Genomic DNA, 20,510 nt, shown 5'->3' on the forward strand with positions numbered 1-20,510 from the left:
ACATTCTATTTTCAATTTCAAAAAATGGTCGAAAGCCGCGCCACACCTACGGTTTCGTACATCGGGCTCGCCTGTAAATTTGTTCGAAAAAGAACCATTTCTAGCACGTCCCACTGGATAGGTTCGGGTCCTTTTCCGATAACATCCAAAGAAAATGTTTGATTTCCTTGAAATTTCCGGCCAACCGTAATATGCGGTCGAAAGGGACGCTCCTCCGGTACGAATCCGAAAGATTCCATCCGCGACACGACCGATTGCTGCAGCTCAGCGAGCGCATTCAGATCCCCGCCGACCCCAGCCCATAGAATCCTTGGGGAGCCGCTTGCCCCGAACACGCCGGCATCATAAAGACTGAGCTTGAAGGGCTTGCGTTCCTTGGCTACCTCCTGGAGCGCACCGGTAAGCTCCGCTATGCGATGAGAGGGCGTATCGCCCAGAAACTGTAAGGTAATGTGGTAATCCTGCGGATGAACCCATTTTTTGAAATTGGCATGCTTCCTCAATGTTTCCGTCCAATCCTGTATCCGGGAGGAGACCTCCGATGGCAGACGCACGGCAACAAACAAACGATCCATAGCTCCCTCAGCCGAATGGCTCAACTACGACACTTCCTTCCAATCATCTTTTATCGCTAGCAGTCTAAGCACTGCCACCATGTTTTCCTGGTTCGTTTATAGTTTGAGCAAGAACATCTGAAAATAGTATGAGGGGTACATCAAATTCGCCTAAAAATATGATGAAGCTTCAATTTACCATAAATCGGACAATAATTCATGTACAATTTTACCAATCGCGTCCGTTCGTTCATGCGCAAAGCGATGATTTCTGATAATATGTTCCCTAAGAGATTTTCGCTATGATTCTGGTTGAACATCATATTCCTTAGGAGGTAGTACCATGCCGAACATCGTGGCCATACACGACTTAACCGCCGAGCAGCAGCAAAAAATCAAGGAGATTGCCCCCGACTATGACCTGTTGGTGACAAAAGCGAAAGAGCTGACGGGAAGCATCGTTCGGAATGCCGAGATCATGATCGGCTGGTCACGCTCCATGCAGGACGAGGTATTGTCCGCCGACAGTAAACTCAAATGGATTCAAGCCTGGTCGGCCGGGGTGGATAAAATGCCGCTCCGGGAACTTGAGGAAAAAGGCATTCAGTTGACCAACGCCAGCGGCGTACATAGCGTTCCGATCACGGAGCATATTTTTGCGATGATCCTGGCCTTCAACCGCAACCTTCATCTCGCGATCCGCCAGCAGTCGAACAACAAGTGGGATACGTCCGGCACGTTCACGGAATTGACCGGCAAAACCATCGTCATCGTCGGCGTCGGCCAAATCGGCAGCCATACGGCACGCGTGGCCCAGGCGTTCGGCATGCGGACCGTCGGGGTCCGCAACTCCGGCAAGTCCGATCCTTACGTGGAATCGATGTATAAGGTCGATCAGCTCGATGAAGCGCTGGCGCAAGGCGATTATATCGTCAATATCCTGCCGCTGACCGATGAAACCCGCGGACTGTTCAATACGGCAAGATTCTCGGCGATGAAGGTCTCCGCCTTCTTCGTGAACGTAGGCCGAGGCCAGACCGTAGTCACGGACGACATGGTTCAAGCGCTGCAATCCGGAGGTTTGGCAGGCGCGGGACTGGATGTCTTCGAGGAAGAGCCGCTTCCTGCGGACCATCCGCTATGGAACCTGGACAACGTCATCATGACGCCTCACATGGCAGGCGATACGGATCGATACGGCGAGCGTGCCGTGGATATTTTCCTGGAGAATTTAAAGCGTTATGTAAACGGAGAGCCGTTGTCCCGCAATGTGGTCGATTACAGCAAGTCGTACTAAGACTAGGCAACAAGTCGTTAAGCATATTATGATCCACGCGTTGGTTTAAGGAGCTTGTCAAAAAAAAGGAACGTCCCGAGGTTTTCCATGCCTGTCGGGACGCCCTTTTTATTTATATGGAAAATGGAGTGAGCACACATAAATGCAGCCGTTTACAAAACGCGTCATTGAAGTGATTCAGAGCATCCCGGAAGGATACGTGATGACTTATGGACAAGTGGCCAGACTGGCCGGCAGCCCAAGGGGCGCCCGGCAGGTCGTCAGAATACTTCACACCCTCAGTCATATTCACAAGCTACCGTGGCATCGGGTCATCAACGCCAAAGGAGAAATTGCGATCCAAGACGATGAGTCCAGGCTCATGCAGGAGCTGTATCTGCAGGACGAAGGCGTTGCCGTCAATCACAAAGGCATCATTGATTTGGAGAAGTATCGATATGATCCTGCCGAATAAATCGGGTAGCCGTTTATTCGCACAGCCAAATATCCCTTACAAAGCTCCCCTTGCGGGTCGTGCAATGAGAAAGCACCTTCCACCCCGTGTCCGTCAGCTGCTCTCTTAGCGGCTCCGTACTGACGATGACAGCACGATCTGACAAGCGGCGTAAGCTTTTCAGCATCCGCAACTGCTCATCCTCTGGAAAGACGGAGCACAGATTATACGGCAAATCCAGTACAGCGGCATCATAATGTCCATGCAGCGTGTTCATGTCCTGGACGGCAACTTTATTGTCATCATAACCGTAGTGCCGGAGATTCACCCTCGCTCCGCGAATCGCGAGCGGATTGATGTCACGGCCCTCGGCCGGGATTCCCATCGAGAATGCCTCGATCAATACATTTCCCATTCCGCAGCAGGGATCCATGAGCGTGGCACCGTTTATCCGAGGCACGGCCAGATTGACCAGCGCCCTGGCCACCCTCGAGCTGAGCCCTGTCGAATAATTTTGCGGCTTCCGCTTATGCTCCAGCCAGGCACGTTCAGGCTCGTGCAATCCCCCCAATCGCCAGATTCCGTTTAGGGATATCAGGCCGAGCGTGACATCCGGAGATTTCATCTGCGCCGTTCCTTCGATTCGGCCACCTACCATACGTTCGAAACCGCGCAATTGATCATAGCTGAAACGATCGCCCGCCTTAAGGCAGACGACTTTGAAGGTCGTTTGGTTAAGTCGAATGCGGCCTGCTTGCTCGGCGATGCTTTCGATGGATTCTCCAGTCATCTTGACGTCAAGGCAGGCCGATAGGAACGGGCTGCGATTCGGATCGACCCGCCGCTCGCTTTCCAGCCAGTCCGCTCCGTCAGGCCCCTGACCGAACAGCTCCGTCAGCTCCATCAAGCATAGCGCCCGCTCGGTTTCATGACAGGCATACGTATACAGATAAGATGATATATCGCTCATGGAGGACGGACCGAAGGTCATGTCATAGTCGTTCGTATTCATCATGTATTTCGTCTCTCTTCTATTATATATGTGCAGCAGTGTGCAGCAGTCGCTACTGCCCCATTAACAGCCGATACGATTCCAGCCGCGCACTGTAATCGCTCACGGGGGTAACGACCAGGAACTCGTCGCACCGGTATTTTTCCGCCATCATCTGCAGCTTATCTCGCACGCTTGCAGGCGTGCCGATGATTAGCCTCCGGGATGGACCGGCAGAATCGGAATCCGTCGGTTCCGAAGGAAGGGTGCTCTCCCCAGGCCGTGGAATTAACGCGGCCAGCTTCCTTGCTTGCTCCTCCGTCTCCGCGCAAATCACGCTCACCGCCACCATCGCACGCGGTTCTCTCAAATCAGCGCTTGCCTGAAAGCCTTCCCTGTAAGAACGGAGAATCTCCGTCCCGTCCGTATCGCTCATAAACTGTCCGAATACATAGCCCGTCCCGAATTCGGCTGCATACCCGGCACCTTTCGTATTCGTGCCCAGCATCCACAACACCGGCTGCGCTGCGGGTACCGGTTTGGCTGCCACCGGCACATCGTCGTAGCGATACCGGTCCTCCAGCAGTTCGGTCAAAGCCTGAATCCGCTGCGGCAAATCCGCCACATGCCCCAAGAAATTCCCGCTAAGCGCCATGCTCGTATGGGCCGAACCTCCCGGCGCCCGCCCGATCCCGAGATCGATGCGACCGGGATACAGCGCCGCCAGCATGCGGAAACTCTCCGCCACTTTCAGCGGGCTGTAATGGGGCAGCAGCACGGCCCCGGAACCGAGCCGGATGCGCGTTGTTCGGGCGCCGATATGGGACAGCAGGATCTCGGGCGACGCACAGGACAGGTGCTCCAGATCATGATGCTCCGCTGCCCAGTATCGCCCGTAGCCCCATTGTTCAGCAGACTGCGCCAATATCACCGCTTGCTGCAAGGCTTCTTCGAACGAGCTCTCTCCCCATCGCGGAACCAGATCAAGCACGCTCAGTTTCAATTGGCTATTCATGCAATCCCCCTTGTATCGCGGTTACTAATCCAAATCATAGATCGAACCCACCTTGAGTCCATATAACTCGTTATAGATTTTCTCGGCAAAAGCGTCCGTCATCCCTGCGATATAATCAATCACCATATGCTCCCACGTCCAGATCGGCTGGGCCCGCTTCTGATCCGCCTCATAACGCTGTAGCCAATCGGATGGAATGATCGCCGTTGAAGCGACAGGATCCAGAAAGGCATCCCACAATCGCTTGATGATCCATTCGCTGCGCTTCTGCAGGCGCTGAACCCGCAGGTCGCGAATCATGGTCACCCAGGCGAAACTTTTCAGGACGCTGACGGTACGCAGCATATCCTCGTCTTCGACGCCGTCTTTGACAAACGTGACCTTTTTCCAATCCCCGTTCGCGATCACGCCAAGGCTGCCCACAAACAGGCTGACCCAGTAGGCCTTGACCTCGCGCCGTGTACGTGAATAATCATTCTCGCAGGTCGGCATTTTTTCGTTCCATATTTTCAGAAACTCGTCCAGCACCAAATCCACCTTCGGCTGGATCTGCTCCTTGGTCCATCCCTTCCACACCTCGTCTTCCAGCGTCATGATCTTCTGCACGATCAATTTGTTGAGATGGCTGTCCCGCAGAAAGTGCTCATGCACCTCAATCTTCCCGGCTTTGATGCCATCTTCCAGATCATGCGCGGAATACGCGATGTCATCGCACAGATCCATAAGCTGCGCTTCCAGCGTTCTGTGCGTGCCAGGGATTTGCCACTCCTTCCGGATATGAGAGATGTATTCCCATTCATGCCGGTACATCCCCTTGGGATTAACCAGGCCGGAGAACGGATATTTGTTGATGCCAAGCAGCACCGCATCCGACAGGTTGAGGCCGTTTACGTTCTCTCTTTTCTCCAAAAACATGATCAGCCGGAAATTGTGCGCGTTCCCTTCAAAATGTTCATATTTGCGCCGCATGGCCTGCTGCACCTCGGCCGCCTGCTCCGGTGTCGGCGTGCCGGGCTGGCGCGTCAGTTCCTTCTCGGTCCTGCGGTCAATGAGCTTCTCCAGAATGCCCTGCAGCACCTCTTCGCCCTTATGGCCGAACGGAGGATGCCCGAAATCGTGGGCGATCGCCGCGCATTCCACCACCTCGGGATCAATCATCAGCCCTGCGTTCTCGGCCTGCTCCGGCAGCACTTCGGGATAAAGACGCGTCAGGCTCCGTGCAGCTTCTCTCGCAATCTGCGCCACCTCAAGCGAATGCGTTAAGCGCGTCCGGTAGTAATCGCCGGTGCCGGCGCCGAATACCTGCGATTTTCCTTGCAGCCTGCGGAACGTCGGCGAATGGATCAGGCGCGAATAATCCCGCTCGTATACCGCGCGTGAAGCATCCGACTTCGTTTGCTCCGGATATTGGCGATGCTCTCTAAGCTCCTTCAGTGTCATTTGTCCCACTCCTGTTTTTTTATCTATTTAGGGTCGATTCGGAATCGTTCGTTCTTTAGATTATATGCCATACGGCATCCGAAGAAAAATGTTATTCCCTTTCCGCCTGTTCCCTCATTGTATACCCGGCTCATCATATCCGTTATCGCCATGCAAGATATTTCCTGTCCGAGTCAGGTGTGGCGAAATCCAAATACACGATGCTTCATCATCCAGGAAAGCTGCTTGGAAGCAGAAGGCGCAATAAATCCTCCCATTATGCAAAAATACCAAGTACTTATAGGATTAACACAAGACCTGTGCGCACATTCTTGCTACGTTTTAGGTAAGCGCTGTCATACCAGTCTGAAGCGCACCGCAGAAAGGAGGGAAATGATATTTATTAACGATTACATCAACCTACGGGAGGGATCGCCGTGAAACGAAGGTTTGCTTTACCCAAAAGAATAACCTTCTGCCTGATCAGTGCAGCCATGCTGCTTGCTCCTTTGTTTGAAGGACAGAGCATGGCAGCTAATGAGAGCAAGTACCCGGCTTCCGCATCGGCCAGCAGCTACGACACCCGCTGTGCTTGCGATGCATCGAAAGCGGTGGACGGCAATCTTAGCACACGCTGGTCCGGTGAAGGCAACGGCACTTGGCTAAGACTGGATCTTGGGTCCGCCCAAACGGTTTCATTGGTCAAGATCGCGTTTTACAACGGAGATTCGCGCACATTCACCTTCGATATCCAAACCTCATCGGATGGCTCCAACTGGCTTCAAGCCCGGAACGCTGTCACTAGCGCTCTAAACAACCAGCTGCAATCCTTCTCCATCCCCGTCGCGGAAGCCCGGTATGTACGCATTGTGGGCTACGGCAACACCTCCAATGACTGGAACAGTTATACGGAGGTCGAAATTTGGGGAGACCCTACGGATGGAGGAGGCGGGGCCCTTGACCCGGCTAAACCCCCTTCGGGCAATTTTGACCTAACCAAGTGGAAAATCACCCTGCCTGACGCGTCCGAGATTCCAGCTAGCGCACTCGCCGGCGGCTATGAGCATCCGGGCTGGTTCTATACCGATCCCGTCAACGGCGGCATGGTATTCACATCCCCTAATATCGGCGAGACCACCACGAACAGCACCTACACCCGCTCCGAGCTTCGGGAAATGCTGAATCCGTCGACGAACAGCGCCTCCTCATGGGCCAATAATTGGGTAACCTCTACCTCCTCCCCATCCATAAAGTCGCAGGCCGGCGGCGTGGATGGAACGATGAAGGCTACCTTACGCGTGGATCGTGTATCCGTCAGCGGTAACGAAGCCGATAAAATCGGCCGCGTCGTGGTCGGGCAAATCCATGGCCCCAGCACCGAGCCGATACGGCTTTATTACCACAAGCGTCCTTCGGACAGCAGGGGTGCGGTTTATTTTGGGACCGATGATCTGGACAACAACAACACCTGGGTGAACATACTCGGCGGACCGAACCAGCTTAACCCTGTAAACGGCATTGCCCTCGGCCAGAAATGGAGCTATGAAATCAAGGTGACCGGACTGTTCATGACGGTAAAAGTAATCCCGGAGGGCGGATCGGCCACCACCGTGAACCATACCCTCCCAAGCGGTTACAACGATAAATATCTTTACTTCAAGGCAGGCGTCTATAACCAGAACAAATCCGATACCACCTCCGATCAATCCGACCATGTCAAAGCCACTTTCTTCTCACTAACGCACATGCATCCGTAGCTTCCACTTGTCCATCCGATGCCCGGACAGTCCAGCGCCTGCTTCCGGGCGTTCTTAAACACGCTTCAACTACCAATCGAAAAGCGAGGGATGAAACGTTGAAGAAGAAACTTTACCGGTTCTCATGCCTAGTCCTCTGCCTGCTGATAACCATGAGCGTCATGGCATCCCCAGGGCAGCTTCCTGTTATATCTGCACAATCTGTTGCAGAATTCGATCTTGCGGCAGAATCTGTTGCCTCAGCTTCCGATCTCCTACCGGAACCAGAAGGTCCGGATATTCTGTTCTTCTCCGATAACTTCGATTCGGAGCGATACGGCACCGCCGGAGGGGTCGTCGTTCCCCTGCCCTGGGTTCAAACCGGGGAAGGCGGAAGCAAAGCCAAGACCTCCGTATCCGGCAGCGCGCCGTCCACGCCGAACCTCATGAAAATCGACGTGACCGATTCCGTCTATCTGCCCGTCAATACGACGGGTTACGGCAACATCAAGCTGAGTTATTATACGAGAGCCTCCTCTTATGTCAGCGGAAGCATCGTGGCAGAGTGGTCCGGCGACGAAGGTTCAACCTGGAGCCTGTTGGAGGATTTCAAGCTGGCCCCGGGAACTCCTGAAGCGCCGCGCAGCGAATCCAACACGTTAAAAACCTGGACGCTGCCGCCGGAAGCGAACAGCAATCCGAACGTGCGAATCCAGTTCCGGGTAGGTGATCCGATGAACGCCAATATGTATATCGACAGCGTCTCGCTGTCTGGTCAGGCCATCCCGGGCATTCCGCCTGCGATCAATCCCGTGCCTGAACCCCCGCCGGCCGAAACCGGCCCATACCCTGCTCCGGAAGGCGTAACCCTCTATGAGGACGTTTTGATTGGCAAAGCCGGCGACCGGGACCTCTATACGTCCATCGCCGTTCCGAGCACTCCGCCGGCCGAGCCTATGCCGGTCATGATCTACATTCACGGGGGAGGCTGGAACAAGGGCGACCGCAAAAACGCCCTGGGCAGCATCTGCAACTATGTCCTTAAACGCGGGTATATCGGCGTTTCCTTAAGCTACCGTCTAACTCCCGAAGCGCCTTACCCGGCCCAAATTCAAGACGTGAAGCTGGCCATCCGTTATTTGCGCGCCCACGCCGAGCAATACCACATCGATCCGAGCCGAATCGGCGTCTGGGGCACTTCGGCGGGAGGGCATCTCGCTTCCCTGCTCGGAACGACGGGAGACCTGACTCTGGAGGACACGGTCACGCTGGATACCGGGGATACGGTGCATCTTCCCGATATCGAAGGCGCCGGTGGCTGGCCGGAATACTCCACCAAGGTGCAGGCCGTGGTGGACTGGTATGGACCTGCCGATTTCACGACCGATTTTGCCGACCGGTACAGTTCGGTCACGAAGCTGCTCGGCGGGCATAACGCCCTGTCCGTCCCGATTGAAGCACGGCTTGCCATGCCCGGAACGTACGCCACTCCCGATGATCCGCCGTTCTGGATTCGGCATGGAGACGCGGACGCCACCATCCCTTATACCGACAGCGTCACCTTCGCCAATCAATTGATGTCTGCCGGCGTTCCTGTGGTCGATTTCGAAATCGTTCCCGGCCAAGGCCACGGCTTTACCGGAGAAGCCAAAACAACCGCGGATGCGGAAGCTTGGGCCTTCATGGAGCAGCACGTAAAGAATCTGGAGGTCACGACGCCGATTCTCTACAAAGACGGCTACACGCCTCCTGATCCGACGGATCCGACCGATCCCACCGACCCGACTGATCCTTCAACGGGCATCCCCGTTGAGGTTGGCCGTTTGGAGCCCTCGGACGATGCGTTGATCGACAGCTCCAAACCGGACGCCAATATCAATTCCGCTACAGGCACAAGCGTCGGTCTGTTTAGCGTTTCATCCGGTACAACCAACAAAAGGTATGTCTATTTCAAATTCGATGCTTCCACTCTGAGCGATCCCGATTACCGCTACGAATTCCAGGTCGCCGCGAAAAAAGGCACCAGCAACACGGATCTTGAGCTCTCCCTCTACGGGATCGAGGATACAGCCTGGAGCGAAAGACAACTGACTTGGAACAATGCACCCGTGAACGTTCTCGATCCAAATGCTTATATTGGATCGTTTACCGTACAGGCCGAGAATGGCGGCCGGCCGGAGGTATACAGCGTCGATGTGACGGACTATGTCCGCAGTCACCTAACAGATGGCAGCGTATCGTTTCTCCTGGCGGATGCGGCCCATACCGGTGTCAGCGTCAATATCTATACCAAGGAAGCCAACGGCTCCAGCAATCCGAGACCTGCCATGGTCGTGAGCGAATGGGTGGATTCCAGTCAGGATACAACGCCGCCGTCCTGGCCGGACGGAAGCCGCCTGTCCATCGGCAGCATTGGCGAAGATTATGTGCATTTGTCATGGCCGACGGCGGAAGACAACAAGATCGTCGCGAAGTATAACGTTTATCAAAACGGCGTCAAAGTCATGGAGCTGGACTCCGACATCACCCGCCATGAAGCGGAAGAGCTATCTCCGCACACGGAGTACAGCTATAAGGTCGAGGCCGTGGATGCCGCCGGAAACGTCAGTCCGGTTCCGCTTACGCTGCAGGTTACGACGCTTAGCGCTCCCTTAGCGCCTTGGCCAGTGGTCTCGGTCACGGCAAGCGGCAGCGACGGCAACATCGAGGATAATACCCTGGACCAGAATCTGTACACCCGCTGGTCTGCCGCCGGCGACGGTCCGTGGATCATGTACGATCTCGGCGAGGCCCGGGACATCGGTTATCTGGGCATCGCCTTCTATAAAGGGGACACTCGCGCTACGGAGATCGATATCGAAACCTCCGATGACGGCGTGACCTGGTCTCCGCTCTTCAACGGTTCGAGCAGCGGAACCACCACCGCGATGCAGCCTTTTGACGTTACGGACACGAGTGCGCGTTACGTGAAGCTGACCGGGCGCGGAAATTCGGACGGCAGTGCCTATACGAGCCTAACGGAAGTTCATATCTATCCGCCTTTCGCTAACGGGGATACGCCCGTGGCGATCATTCCGGATTTTGTGCCGCTGCCGCCGGAGGGTACCGTTCCTTTTACCGCCCCAGGCATGAAGAATGCGGACGGCAGCGACCATCCGGTGCATCAGGCTTTTGCTGCTACCGGAAGGACGTTGAACGTGGTCGATTACGGGGCTGATCCTGCAGACAATGCAACGGACGATCGACCGGCGATACAACGAGCAATGGATGAAGCGCTCCCGGGCGACGAGGTGTTTTTCCCGAATGGGGTTTACAACTTAAACAGCACGCCCGATGGACTGACCAATCTGATGCTGAAATCCAAGGTCAATTTACGCGGGGAAAGCCAGAACGGCGCGATTCTAAAGACCTCGCTGAACAAGGTCCGCAACAGCACGATGCTGAGATCCGCCAAACAGCATGATCTGACCATCTCCAACCTGACGCTGACATCTGCCTGGGATGGCCAGTACACGACGGATCACAGAATCAACAACCCGGATGCCGGCGGGCCCGACATGATGATCATTGCCGCTAATTATGGCGAGGCGCCATCGTACAACATCACGATCGACGGCGTGACGATCGAGAAATTCAGCCGCATGGGCGTCCGCATCGAGAACAGCCATGACATCGTTGTCCGCAACACGACGTTCCGAAATGCCACGGACCTCGGTCCGGGCGGTGCCGGGTACGGCGTATCCATTCAGGGCGTGCCGAAGGTCGACCGCAACGGGTTTGCCAACGATACCAGGTGGAATCTGGTCGAGGACTCCTCCTTCGAGGGGCCTTACCTGCGACACGGCGCACTCATTCAATATGTGGCCCATAACAATGTGATCCGGCACAACGAATTCCGCCAGGTCCGGCTGGATGCGATTGATCTGCATGGGGAGCTGGAGTATTTTAACGAGATCCACGATAACCTGATCACCGACATGCCGTATGGCGGCGGCATCGGCATCGGGAATACCGGGGGGACCGCCCCGACCAATCACAGCAAATCCGGTCCGCAAAACTATATCCACGACAACACGATCCGCAATGCGCGGGAAGGCATCGTCGTATCGATGGGCTCGCCGGATACCATCATCGAGAACAACCGGATCGAGAATACCCTCGATATTCCTAACGCGGCAGGCATCAATATTTTGAACGGCCCGGGCACGATCATCAAAGGCAACACGATCCGCCAGAATACGGCCGAGCATTATTGGGGCATCCTGCTCGAGCATGACAACGGGGACACCAACGCGGGCGGCATCGGAGCCGGAGACCCGGAGAACGTGCAGATTCTGGACAATACCATCACCGGCAACAGCAACGGAATTCAGCTCCAGGCAGGCAAGAATATCAAGCTAAGCGGCAATACGCTGGACAATATCGGCGAGAACTTCACGGCGGCACCTGGCGTCACGTATACCGATTTCACCGTGGGCCTGGAGTACAGCACGACGGCCCCGACAAATGGAGACGTTATAGCAGCCTTGGTGTCGGAGAGTCCGATTACCGTTACGAATAACGGCGGATCTCCAACTTACAGGTTTACGGAGAACGGTTCGTTTACCTTCGAATATGCGGATGAGGACGGCAACGAAGGCACCCTAACGGCAACCGTGTCGAATATCGATAAAATCGCCCCAGTTCTTAAGGTTACGCTCTCGCCTTCCGTATTGAAGGCGCCGAATCACAAAATGGTCGATATTCGCGCCAGCCTCGAATCCAGCGATGAAGGCTCTGGCGTTGCGTCCATCGTGCTAACCTCCATCACCATTGAGAGTGCAGGCGGCAAGGGGGGTAGCCGGGATAGCCAGGAGATTTCCATTGAGAAAGATAAGGACGCGAGTAACAGCGAAAGCAAAGGCAAGGGAGGTGATCGAGGACCGGATGTTCAGGATGCCGAATTCGGTACCCATGACACTCATTTCCGGCTGCGAGCGGAGAAATCGGCACGCGGCCAAAGCCGAATCTACACGGTGACCTATACCGTTACGGATCATGCGGGGAATCAAGCAAATGCGGTGGGGACGGTGAGGGTGAAGTGAGGTAAGGTGAGGTGAGGTGAGGTGAGGTGAGGTATAATGCCTGGCAACGCGTGGGGAGGCACGTTATTTTACCTTTTACGTCGAGAAATTAGTTGGTTTCCTAGTTGGTTAAACATATTGACTGATAAATATTACATTATGGCAACCCGGAGTAGAAAAATCATCGAAAACTGCATCGCTGCTTTATTTTAGTCGCCGCTAGGCGACTTTTCTTTTTTCAGGCTATTCCTGCTTGGTTAAACATATAGACCGATAAATATTACATATAAGCGGTAATTTATATCGCGCCTACCGCCAATGCGCCAGCTCCTTCTACAACGGGGCAATAATCCAGCGAATATGCCGGGCGGGGATCGTATTCTGCACAAAAGTCAGCAGTCCCAGCGTGACGGAATCACCGAAGCGGTCCTTCTGACCGTCGGCGTAGACATAATTTCCGTTCACACCGCTAGTCAAGGGAATGGTACGGATATACAATGCCTTTGATTCCATGTAAGCATGAATATCCCCATCGAATTCCTCCACACCCGGATAAGCTTTCTCCCCTTCTACATGCGTTAACAGATACTTTGCCATCATGATTGTTCTCCTTCTGGTTTATATAATCAGGGATTTTCCCTGTAAAACCCGTGCCAAATAAAAAGGCCGCCTATTGGCGACCAAGCGGTTTCTTATTTTGTTTTCCTTATACTTCAAGTTCAAGTTGTATCCAAAGTCATTCAAAAGAATAAACCCCTGCCATGTTAATTAGATGGAACCGTCTCCTACAGAAAACTCAGATTTCAATTGCTCTCTTTATTGATAATCCCCAGACGATAAAGCACGGTCATGATCCGGTAAAAATCGAAGCTGCCCTCAGGGTCATGAAGTACTCCTGCCTGTTTTGCAGCTTGTACCGCCGGTTCCGCCCAAGATGGAACCTTCGCAGGCTTATCCGTCTCCGCCGCCTTAAGCCTGGCATTCATCTGCTTGATGGCATTGCCCTGCTCGGTTAGCAGTTTCATTGCCGAGGCATATTGCTCGTTAAGCTGCCGAACCTGGTCCTGTGTTTTTTGCAGCTCGGCCGTTAATTGTTCGATTTTCATGCGTTCCTCCTCCTCCGGACTTGGCACATCATATTGATGGAGCGAATGCTGCTCCATAATGGAAATGAGCTTTTTGGGATAATTGGGGTCTGTGGCATAGCCGCCTCTCCAAATCTCCGTTGCCGCCGTTTTATAATCCGCCCATAACACGCCATGGTAGCGCTGCGGCTTGTCACGCGTACCGTTCAGGATCAGCCGGGTATGATCGGCAACCGATTCATGCCAATGGTTGTATTTTCGAAATGAGGCTTGAGTCGTATAGGGCGTCTGTCCCCGGTATTCCGTTGTCTGCATGGTCACGCTGCCCGCCGGGCCGGTTCCTTTGATGCCGAACAGATTGTTCGCCTTTTGCGTCAGGCCGCTCGTTCCCCAGTTGGATTCCAGAATTGCCTGGGCAAGCGTAAGCGAAGCGGGTACCCCGTACTGACGCATGTCCTGAGCAGCTATAGGTGCCAGCTTGGCTATAAAATCAGAGGGCTTCATCCTTTTTCTCCTCCTTTCCTGCGGTTGGCTCTTCCCCTTCTTCGGATTTGATCTGGAATACCTGTACCACATTACGCAGGGACTGGGGGATCGGTACCCCCATTCTTCCTACGTTCTCAATAATGGACAGCAGCTCATTCGCGAGATAGAAGAAGATCACCGTATTCTGAAAATAATTCATCTCCCCCAGCACCCGGTCCACCAGATGCATCAGGGCGATGATGAGAAAAATGGTCATTTTGCGTGCGATTCCAGTATAACCCATACGGCTGCGCAGCTCGCCGTTCATCCAGGCCGCGCCCCATCCGGTCAACCAATCGATCACCACGAACCACAACAGCAGATGCAGCGGCAGCGACCATCCGCCCCAGACGTACCCCGTTACGGCCCCCGTCCCCGCCACCAGCATCTTAAAAAACTGACCGATGTGCTCATACATAATTCTTCCTCCTTTGATATGGTTTTGAAGGTGTGATAAAGCCCTCGGGGGAGCCGAGGGCTTGGATTGAGGTTATTCATAGTTGTTTTAACAGAAATACACAGATACACCTTTTAAGCAGTACATCACTTCGCATGCGGATCATGCTTCCGATCGCTGTTGCCCCCAGATTTTTTTGTACCTTTATAGATAGGGTTAAAATCCGTGGACAAAGGCGACCGCTCCGCTTCTCCAGCACGATTCCGCCTTCTACGTTGAAGCCCTTCATGCTAGGCCTTTCAATGCAGCGTTTAATATGCCTCGCCAGTGATGACTTCATATTCATCCGAGGTGATTACGCCAAACGCAACATACTGTCTCATTTGAGACTTCTGTGCCCACTTTTTTTCATAGTAATACTTCAAGCGTTCAAAATCGTTCTCGAACATCGTCTCCCGCTCCTTTCGATCAGCTATTTTCAAGTGACAGCAACCGCAATTCAAGTCCCACGATTTGAGCGCCCTGTGCCTCGTTCTGTTGACGCAGCTCCAAGGCCTCCAGTTCCCGCGCTACCATCTCGCTCCCTAAGCGATCCATTTCATTAGGCTCTATTGGTTGAGGTCTGGTTAGCTCCTCGATTTCCTCTGGGGTTAACCCTTCTACCCAAAGTATCGGCTGAGTCGGAGACTCCAGCACCGGCATGTCGCCGCGCTGCTCTTCAGGGAGTGCGTGCCACTTTGACAAGGCTTGTTGGAATGAATCTTGTGCTGCGCTTACGGCAGACTCGTATGCATTCCAGGCTGCGAGATCAAAGCGTGGGCGGAACAAGCCGGGAGTCACCGGGATGCCGATGATGTAACCGGTGATATTGGATTCATAATCGTTGGGTGCTTCGCCATCTGGTTGAGTTACGTTTTCTGTTGTCGTTAGCACATCTAATATTCCTTGTTCCATGTTGGAATAAAAAGGGACGACACCAGAAAAGGTATCGTCCACAAGCGTGTCCTCTAAATAGAGGCCGTCTATATTTACTTTGGGTACTGCTTTCATGTGGTGCCTCCTTTATTGTTCGGCTAGAAAAGCAACGTTATTGAGCCATACAATAGTTGCCACAGTCATATCATTCTGCGAAAACAAAGTGACTGTACCATCTGGATGGATTAGGAATCGGAGCATACCGTACCCTGTAGTTCCTGTGCCATTCCTAGCAGACACAGGAAAGTATAGGACCTGCTTCGGACGGTATCCAACTGGCAATGTCAATAACGGTATTGTTGAGGACAATGTCCCATTTCCAACATTTCCTCGAAATATTACCATCCCATTCGACATTTTTTGATAAGCAAAATTATCCCCACGAGTCCATCCATTCAACAATGTCGGTGTAATCCATCCTGGCGCGTCCTTATCCACCTTTTTATTCATAAGCACGGAAACAGCGGTCGCATTCTGTTGCACAGTATCGGTTAATTCTTGGAGCATGGCCTTTTCGTTAGCCGCATACGATCCGATGAATGGAACGATTGGTGATGTGTCCAACATCAGATACGTGATGGAATAGGATGCGGAAGGATCAAAGAGTTCGATTTCAATCCTTGTTTGAACGAGTCCGTATGTGTCATAATAGCCCGCATCTACCGGACTATTAACCCACCCCACATTATGCAGATTGTTCTTGTAAATGTGTAATATTCTGCTCGGTCTATTTTTCAGGGGATAACTTGGAGTAGTCCTCCCGTTGATCCAATAGTATCCGTTCCCCGAAACGACAGGTATCGCACTTTCACGTACCACAAGCCCCGTCCTAACTTCGACCTGATTATCGCCTTCATTAAACGTCAGCATACCTTCGGAAACGATAGACTCGACAGTTGGTTTTGCGAGTTGGTATACGAGTTGGTAGGACGGAACAGAGGGAACCTTTGTTGTCGGTAAAACTTGAACACCGCTTGTACTTCTATCGATAGGGCACCACCATTTACCTACACCGTCATTACGGTTATAAACACCGCCACCAGTCGGGTCTACGTTCACGTCGTACATCTTCCATCCCATAAAATACGCCTTAATCTCGTCGACTGTCGGCGTGTAGTTGTCGCCCCAACCACTGTCAGCGTTGGAAACAGAAATATAAAATCTTCCATCTATTGCTGTTTCCATCGTATCCGGGCCATTTGCTGCCCAAGCTCCACCAAAAGTTGCTGTTTTTAATACTTTTCCATCATGCTTTACCGCTACTCCAGAATAATTAATCCATCTCGGAAGCGGATGCGGGTATTGGTCAGTCTGAAGGACTTTAAATCCTGCAAAATGTGCTGCGATGCCCAACGTTATTGATCCATCCAATGAAACCTTCTTCCATTTCGCCAACTTGAAATACTGCCCGTCCTTTTCAAAAACTTCGTCAGCATTCGCACCTGTCAGCGGATCGGCGAATAAGTCCGTTTGCAGCGCGAGCATGGAGTCTTCGCGTGGTTTAAACGGTTTGGTGGTGGGGCCAGCGGATAACATTACATTCGCAAACTCGTAGTTACCAACCCCCGTTGTGGTACATACAACCTGAGCGTAAACTGCATTGGCAGGGGAATGAATCTTCCTAGGACTTCCCCCGGTGTATATTTCGCCTTCCCACGAAATAAAAGTAGTACCCGTAGCGTCGACCCAACCAACAGTTATATAACCACCCGTTGTCGACGTACCTCCGGTAACAACTCCGGAAAGCACATAATCAGTATTCGGCATAACTGGGATGTTTATATAAGTGTTCTGTGTAGTTGCTGTGCTTGCTAGGGAAAGAGTATACGGGCCGCTGGCCTTTGCTTGTGCGTGAATATTCCATTCATAAAATGATGGCAACAAATTCTCCCCGTACCGGATCGCATACGGATTACGTACAGGCTGAACGCTATTGACATACGTATACTTTGCCGCCAGCTCGTCATCTGTCAATCCGAGATCCTGTGTCGCCACAACATATAGGGCAGCTTGTGAGTATACAGCTACCGTATCCTTAGCAGCTGCAGCGCTGGTATGCTGTGCCACAAGTATAAAACCAGTTGTCCCCCAGTTATCGACGAGGTGCTGCGTAACCGTAAAGCTCTTATAAAGCGCGTACGGTTTATCCACCGTTGGGGAACTTAAGATGATTTCCCCGTGTCTTGTGCCTATTGGCGTACTGATGTATAAGTAAGCTCTCAGGCTTTCACAGGCGCTTTTCGTCTTTGCAATAGCCCGAATAAACAGCTTGTCGCCTACTTTGGGAACTGAAGCCGCTTTTAAATTTCTGCTGATTTGCGGGTTTGTGGTTTCACCCGATCCGATAACAGTAATCTCGTTATTGAAGACTGTAGGCGTTCCCTTGACTGAATAAGCCTTCCACGGATTAACATATTCAAAATCCCCATCCCGCCCCAACAAATTCACCAACGTCCGCCCCTTAATCCCACTCAACTTAAAAGGCGCGCTCCGCTCCGCATTCACGATCTGAAGCCCAGGCTGAAGTAGGACTTCCCTGCGCTCTTCTGTATCCAGACGCTTCTCTAGAGCGCCGATGGCCTCACTGCTTTCACCCGCGAACCGATCTACAGCATCCGCGTTCTGATCAATATACTTCTCCAGATCGAAATACGTCGTGGACGGCGAGGTTCGATCGATTTTGTTCAACCCGATATTCGGCGTAACCGGATTCGTCATTTAAGCTCCTCCTCCCAACAATCTGTCTTGTGTCGTTGCTGATATTTCCTCGAACGTCATGCTCTCTACCTCGGCAATGGTGAGATAACGCAAAGCGTAATCGACCGCCATATGGGCGGGTTTGATCTCCTCAATGGCCGACTTCAAATCGCTCAGATTTGGCGGAATGCCCAGCGTATCTCGAAAATGAATCGTCACTTTATACTCCGCCGGCTGGACGGATACCTCGATGCTGCCCCGCTCATAGGCTTGTGCCACATTTTTGAGCATGCTGGCAGACACCTTCCCGCTCCCCCGCATTTTCGAGATAATCACCGACCGCCGCTGTTCAATCGGCTTGGATAAATTCACCGGAATGTTCAGGTCCTGCTCATATCGAGACAGCGCCCAGGTAGCGGTTTCGGGGTAATACTGGTCTAACTGATCCTCCAATTGCTGCGTCAGCTTGTCCAACTCAGCCCCTTCGGCTCCGGCAATGGCTTTCATTTCTCGAACATCGTGATAAAAGGACGGCAAGTAACCCAGCCAGGCTTCGGCTTTACTCATCGGACCGTCACCGTCCCCAGGACAGCTACCGCTTCCTGTTGGATCGGAATGCTGTCCGTTCCTCCGTTCACGGTCAATACCTCGTAGTCGATGACAGCCGGAGTATCCAAAATCACGTTGGCGATCCGGTTATACCGAACCAACGGGTCGGACATGGCGAGGTCTTTCAAATACTGGCGAACGCCCTGCTCAATCGCTTCTTGCACGCCATCTATACCTGCCCCATTGAGCAGCGTAACCTGCACTTCGATATTTACAGGCACTTCAGCCGCCCCTACAACGGTGACCACCGAACCGACGGGAGCTGCCCCTTCCCCCATGCCATCCATGGTCGGATCAATATGCTGCTGCACCGATTCCACTACGGAAGGCGTAGGCGAACGCATCTCGTTATCCAGCAGCACCACCTTGACCGTGCCGGGTCCGTCCCATAACGGAAAAGCCTTGGCCTTGCCGACCCCGGCTTTCTCCCTCGCCCATAACTCATACTGATTCCGGTTCGCGCTGGTTACGGGCCGGGAGATTTTTTCACGGTAACGGTCATATAACGCTTCATCCGATTCGGTGTCTTCGCCAGGTACCCAGAGCTCCACCAGCTCGGCCTTTACCAAGCCTTCTACGTATTCCAGCGGAAGCAGCGAACCGAATCGGCGGTTGCCTTCCTTCCCGCTTGTCTCGCATTCCAGCACATACTGCCCCGCACCCAGCCGGGTCATGACTTTGTAATTCAGCGGATCCAATGAAAAACGGCTCCCTATGGGCACATCCACCGGGGCGCCGTTACTGCCCGAAAATTGCCCCAGCAGCTGTGCTTTTGTAGCCTGCTTTCGGGTCAGTCCCGACCAGGCAATGCTCCGATCCAAAAATTCGCCCGATGCCGTAGCGGCAAATTTCAGGTTCATGGAATACTCCAATTCCACATACATCTGGGCAAGCTCAGCCGCAGAAGGCGCCAACGCATCGTAGATGATGCTGCCCTCTCTTTTGTCCATACCCTCCGGGATGCGCTCCAGCATCCGCTCCAGAATGGCTTCATACGTCTGTTCCTCAACCATCCTCCCTCACCTCCTTGGTCATACTGTAAGTGCCATACACGCTTCGGACCGTAAACTCTGCCATGGCCAACTCGCCAGTAAACGTAATATTCATGTCATCCACCGACAACACGCGATCATCCTGCAGCAGCGCTTCCTTGATATGCCGCTCGATTTCAGAATAGGCCCACAGCGGGTCGCGGCCAATGACGGAGTCCAGCTCCTGCCCATAGTTGCTGCTGTAGATCAGATGCTCAAATCGGCGAGTCTGAAGGATTTTGACGACAGCCTGTTTAACGGCCTCAAGCCCGTCAATGTGACCGGATATCGTCCCTTCCTCCAGATTCAAATCATATGTCAAACTAGGCTGCTCCAAGGTTTCCACGATCTCGCTACCCGGCTGCAGCGTTCCTCCTTGCGGGATCATGACGGCTTCACCAACCGATCCAGCACGAGATACGTTTGCCCGCCCTGGTAACGTATGAGCAGCACCGTGTCTCCCGTTTCCAGCCCTTTTCGAATCACATACTCCGCGCCGCCAATGTTCAGCTTGTACTCGGTCATCGACTCTCCGATAACTAAAAAATCCTCCGTCAGGCTGAAACGCTGATCCACGTTCACCTCCAGAGGATAGATTGATGTTACTGTGCCGTACAGCACCGCCATCGGGTTTGTGCTACCCACGGCGCTGAGACTGGCTTTTTTGATAATATCCAGCATCC

18 protein-coding genes are annotated in these 20,510 nt (G+C 53.2%); 4 read left to right on the plus strand and 14 right to left on the minus strand.

Annotation, left to right across the window (positions count from 1 at the left end):
• Positions 1-17: 17 nt before the first annotated feature.
• Positions 18-599, minus strand: coding sequence for an RNA 2',3'-cyclic phosphodiesterase (gene thpR / locus GYMC10_RS26465; protein ID WP_049788743.1), 582 nt, complete (start codon positions 597-599; stop codon positions 18-20).
• A 298-nt stretch (positions 600-897) separates the two neighbouring features.
• Here thpR and GYMC10_RS26470 point away from each other — a divergent pair, with 298 nt between their 5' ends.
• Positions 898-1,851, plus strand: a complete 954-nt coding sequence (locus tag GYMC10_RS26470; RefSeq protein ID WP_015737338.1) for a D-2-hydroxyacid dehydrogenase — start codon at positions 898-900, stop codon at positions 1,849-1,851.
• A 142-nt stretch (positions 1,852-1,993) separates the two neighbouring features.
• Complete coding sequence (locus GYMC10_RS26475) at positions 1,994-2,305, plus strand: MGMT family protein (protein ID WP_015737339.1); 312 nt, start codon at positions 1,994-1,996, stop codon at positions 2,303-2,305.
• 13 nt (positions 2,306-2,318) lie between these two features.
• Here the strand turns inward: GYMC10_RS26475 and GYMC10_RS26480 are convergent, their stop codons facing one another.
• From GYMC10_RS26480 to GYMC10_RS26490, 3 genes are read right to left on the minus strand one after another with little or no spacing between them, the layout of a single operon-like run.
• A complete protein-coding gene (locus tag GYMC10_RS26480) occupies positions 2,319-3,299 on the minus strand; it encodes a TRM11 family SAM-dependent methyltransferase (protein WP_015737340.1) in 981 nt (326 codons plus the stop codon).
• Positions 3,300-3,348: 49 nt separating this feature from the next.
• Positions 3,349-4,290, minus strand: coding sequence for an LLM class flavin-dependent oxidoreductase (locus tag GYMC10_RS26485; protein ID WP_015737341.1), 942 nt, complete (start codon positions 4,288-4,290; stop codon positions 3,349-3,351).
• Positions 4,291-4,314: 24 nt separating this feature from the next.
• Positions 4,315-5,730: a deoxyguanosinetriphosphate triphosphohydrolase family protein gene (locus tag GYMC10_RS26490; protein WP_015737342.1), complete on the minus strand. Its 1,416-nt coding sequence runs from the start codon at positions 5,728-5,730 to the stop codon at positions 4,315-4,317.
• A gap of 416 nt (positions 5,731-6,146) precedes the next feature.
• Here GYMC10_RS26490 and GYMC10_RS26495 point away from each other — a divergent pair, with 416 nt between their 5' ends.
• Positions 6,147-7,466 (plus strand): polysaccharide lyase family 7 protein, encoded by a 1,320-nt coding sequence (locus tag GYMC10_RS26495; protein ID WP_015737343.1) that lies wholly within the window; start codon positions 6,147-6,149, stop codon positions 7,464-7,466.
• A 98-nt stretch (positions 7,467-7,564) separates the two neighbouring features.
• Positions 7,565-12,529: an alpha/beta hydrolase fold domain-containing protein gene (locus GYMC10_RS26500; RefSeq protein ID WP_015737344.1), complete on the plus strand. Its 4,965-nt coding sequence runs from the start codon at positions 7,565-7,567 to the stop codon at positions 12,527-12,529.
• Between the two features lie 312 nt (positions 12,530-12,841).
• Here the strand turns inward: GYMC10_RS26500 and GYMC10_RS26505 are convergent, their stop codons facing one another.
• From GYMC10_RS26505 to GYMC10_RS26545, 10 genes are all read right to left on the minus strand, one after another.
• A complete protein-coding gene (locus GYMC10_RS26505) occupies positions 12,842-13,108 on the minus strand; it encodes a hypothetical protein (RefSeq protein WP_015737345.1) in 267 nt (88 codons plus the stop codon).
• 203 nt (positions 13,109-13,311) lie between these two features.
• Positions 13,312-14,097 (minus strand): glycoside hydrolase family 73 protein, encoded by a 786-nt coding sequence (locus tag GYMC10_RS26510; protein ID WP_015737346.1) that lies wholly within the window; start codon positions 14,095-14,097, stop codon positions 13,312-13,314.
• Positions 14,084-14,536, minus strand: coding sequence for a holin family protein (locus tag GYMC10_RS26515; protein ID WP_015737347.1), 453 nt, complete (start codon positions 14,534-14,536; stop codon positions 14,084-14,086). The genes GYMC10_RS26510 and GYMC10_RS26515 overlap by 14 nt, the downstream gene beginning before the upstream one ends.
• A 290-nt stretch (positions 14,537-14,826) precedes the next feature.
• A complete protein-coding gene (locus tag GYMC10_RS32065; RefSeq protein WP_015737348.1) occupies positions 14,827-14,964 on the minus strand; it encodes an XkdX family protein in 138 nt (45 codons plus the stop codon).
• A gap of 19 nt (positions 14,965-14,983) precedes the next feature.
• The gene (locus tag GYMC10_RS26520) at positions 14,984-15,565 is read right to left on the minus strand and encodes a hypothetical protein (RefSeq protein ID WP_015737349.1); all 582 of its coding nucleotides are present in this window, start codon (positions 15,563-15,565) and stop codon (positions 14,984-14,986) included.
• Positions 15,566-15,577: 12 nt separating this feature from the next.
• A complete protein-coding gene (locus GYMC10_RS26525; protein WP_015737350.1) occupies positions 15,578-18,208 on the minus strand; it encodes a hypothetical protein in 2,631 nt (876 codons plus the stop codon).
• Entirely contained in the window at positions 18,209-18,754 is a 546-nt protein-coding gene (locus GYMC10_RS26530) for a YmfQ family protein (RefSeq protein ID WP_015737351.1), read from the minus strand. It abuts the gene before it with no gap.
• On the minus strand, positions 18,751-19,809 hold the full coding sequence (locus GYMC10_RS26535) for a baseplate J/gp47 family protein (protein WP_015737352.1): 1,059 nt from the start codon (positions 19,807-19,809) through the stop codon (positions 18,751-18,753). Before GYMC10_RS26535 ends, GYMC10_RS26530 begins: the two co-directional genes overlap by 4 nt.
• Positions 19,802-20,215 (minus strand): DUF2634 domain-containing protein, encoded by a 414-nt coding sequence (locus GYMC10_RS26540; RefSeq protein ID WP_015737353.1) that lies wholly within the window; start codon positions 20,213-20,215, stop codon positions 19,802-19,804. The genes GYMC10_RS26535 and GYMC10_RS26540 overlap by 8 nt, the downstream gene beginning before the upstream one ends.
• The gene (locus GYMC10_RS26545; protein ID WP_015737354.1) at positions 20,212-20,508 is read right to left on the minus strand and encodes a DUF2577 domain-containing protein; all 297 of its coding nucleotides are present in this window, start codon (positions 20,506-20,508) and stop codon (positions 20,212-20,214) included. Before GYMC10_RS26545 ends, GYMC10_RS26540 begins: the two co-directional genes overlap by 4 nt.
• Positions 20,509-20,510 lie beyond the last annotated feature (2 nt).

The organism is Paenibacillus sp. Y412MC10 (assembly GCF_000024685.1).
Classification (GTDB): domain Bacteria; phylum Bacillota; class Bacilli; order Paenibacillales; family Paenibacillaceae; genus Paenibacillus_AQ; species Paenibacillus_AQ lautus_A.

Bases quoted from the DNA above. Each gene is read 5' to 3' on its own strand.
- GYMC10_RS26535 (WP_015737352.1), bottom strand. From the start codon at position 19,809: ATGGTTGAGGAACAGACGTATGAAGCCATTCTGGAGCGGATGCTGGAG.
- GYMC10_RS26490 (WP_015737342.1), bottom strand. From the start codon at position 5,730: ATGACACTGAAGGAGCTTAGAGAGCATCGCCAATATCCGGAGCAAACG.
- GYMC10_RS26520 (WP_015737349.1), bottom strand. From the start codon at position 15,565: ATGAAAGCAGTACCCAAAGTAAATATAGACGGCCTCTATTTAGAGGAC.
- GYMC10_RS26515 (WP_015737347.1), bottom strand. From the start codon at position 14,536: ATGTATGAGCACATCGGTCAGTTTTTTAAGATGCTGGTGGCGGGGACG.
- GYMC10_RS26475 (WP_015737339.1), top strand. From the start codon at position 1,994: ATGCAGCCGTTTACAAAACGCGTCATTGAAGTGATTCAGAGCATCCCG.
- GYMC10_RS26530 (WP_015737351.1), bottom strand. From the start codon at position 18,754: ATGAGTAAAGCCGAAGCCTGGCTGGGTTACTTGCCGTCCTTTTATCAC.
- GYMC10_RS26540 (WP_015737353.1), bottom strand. From the start codon at position 20,215: ATGATCCCGCAAGGAGGAACGCTGCAGCCGGGTAGCGAGATCGTGGAA.
- GYMC10_RS26545 (WP_015737354.1), bottom strand. From the start codon at position 20,508: ATGCTGGATATTATCAAAAAAGCCAGTCTCAGCGCCGTGGGTAGCACA.
- GYMC10_RS26480 (WP_015737340.1), bottom strand. From the start codon at position 3,299: ATGATGAATACGAACGACTATGACATGACCTTCGGTCCGTCCTCCATG.
- GYMC10_RS26485 (WP_015737341.1), bottom strand. From the start codon at position 4,290: ATGAATAGCCAATTGAAACTGAGCGTGCTTGATCTGGTTCCGCGATGG.
- GYMC10_RS26505 (WP_015737345.1), bottom strand. From the start codon at position 13,108: ATGATGGCAAAGTATCTGTTAACGCATGTAGAAGGGGAGAAAGCTTAT.
- GYMC10_RS26470 (WP_015737338.1), top strand. From the start codon at position 898: ATGCCGAACATCGTGGCCATACACGACTTAACCGCCGAGCAGCAGCAA.
- GYMC10_RS32065 (WP_015737348.1), bottom strand. From the start codon at position 14,964: ATGTTCGAGAACGATTTTGAACGCTTGAAGTATTACTATGAAAAAAAG.
- GYMC10_RS26525 (WP_015737350.1), bottom strand. From the start codon at position 18,208: ATGACGAATCCGGTTACGCCGAATATCGGGTTGAACAAAATCGATCGA.
- GYMC10_RS26510 (WP_015737346.1), bottom strand. From the start codon at position 14,097: ATGAAGCCCTCTGATTTTATAGCCAAGCTGGCACCTATAGCTGCTCAG.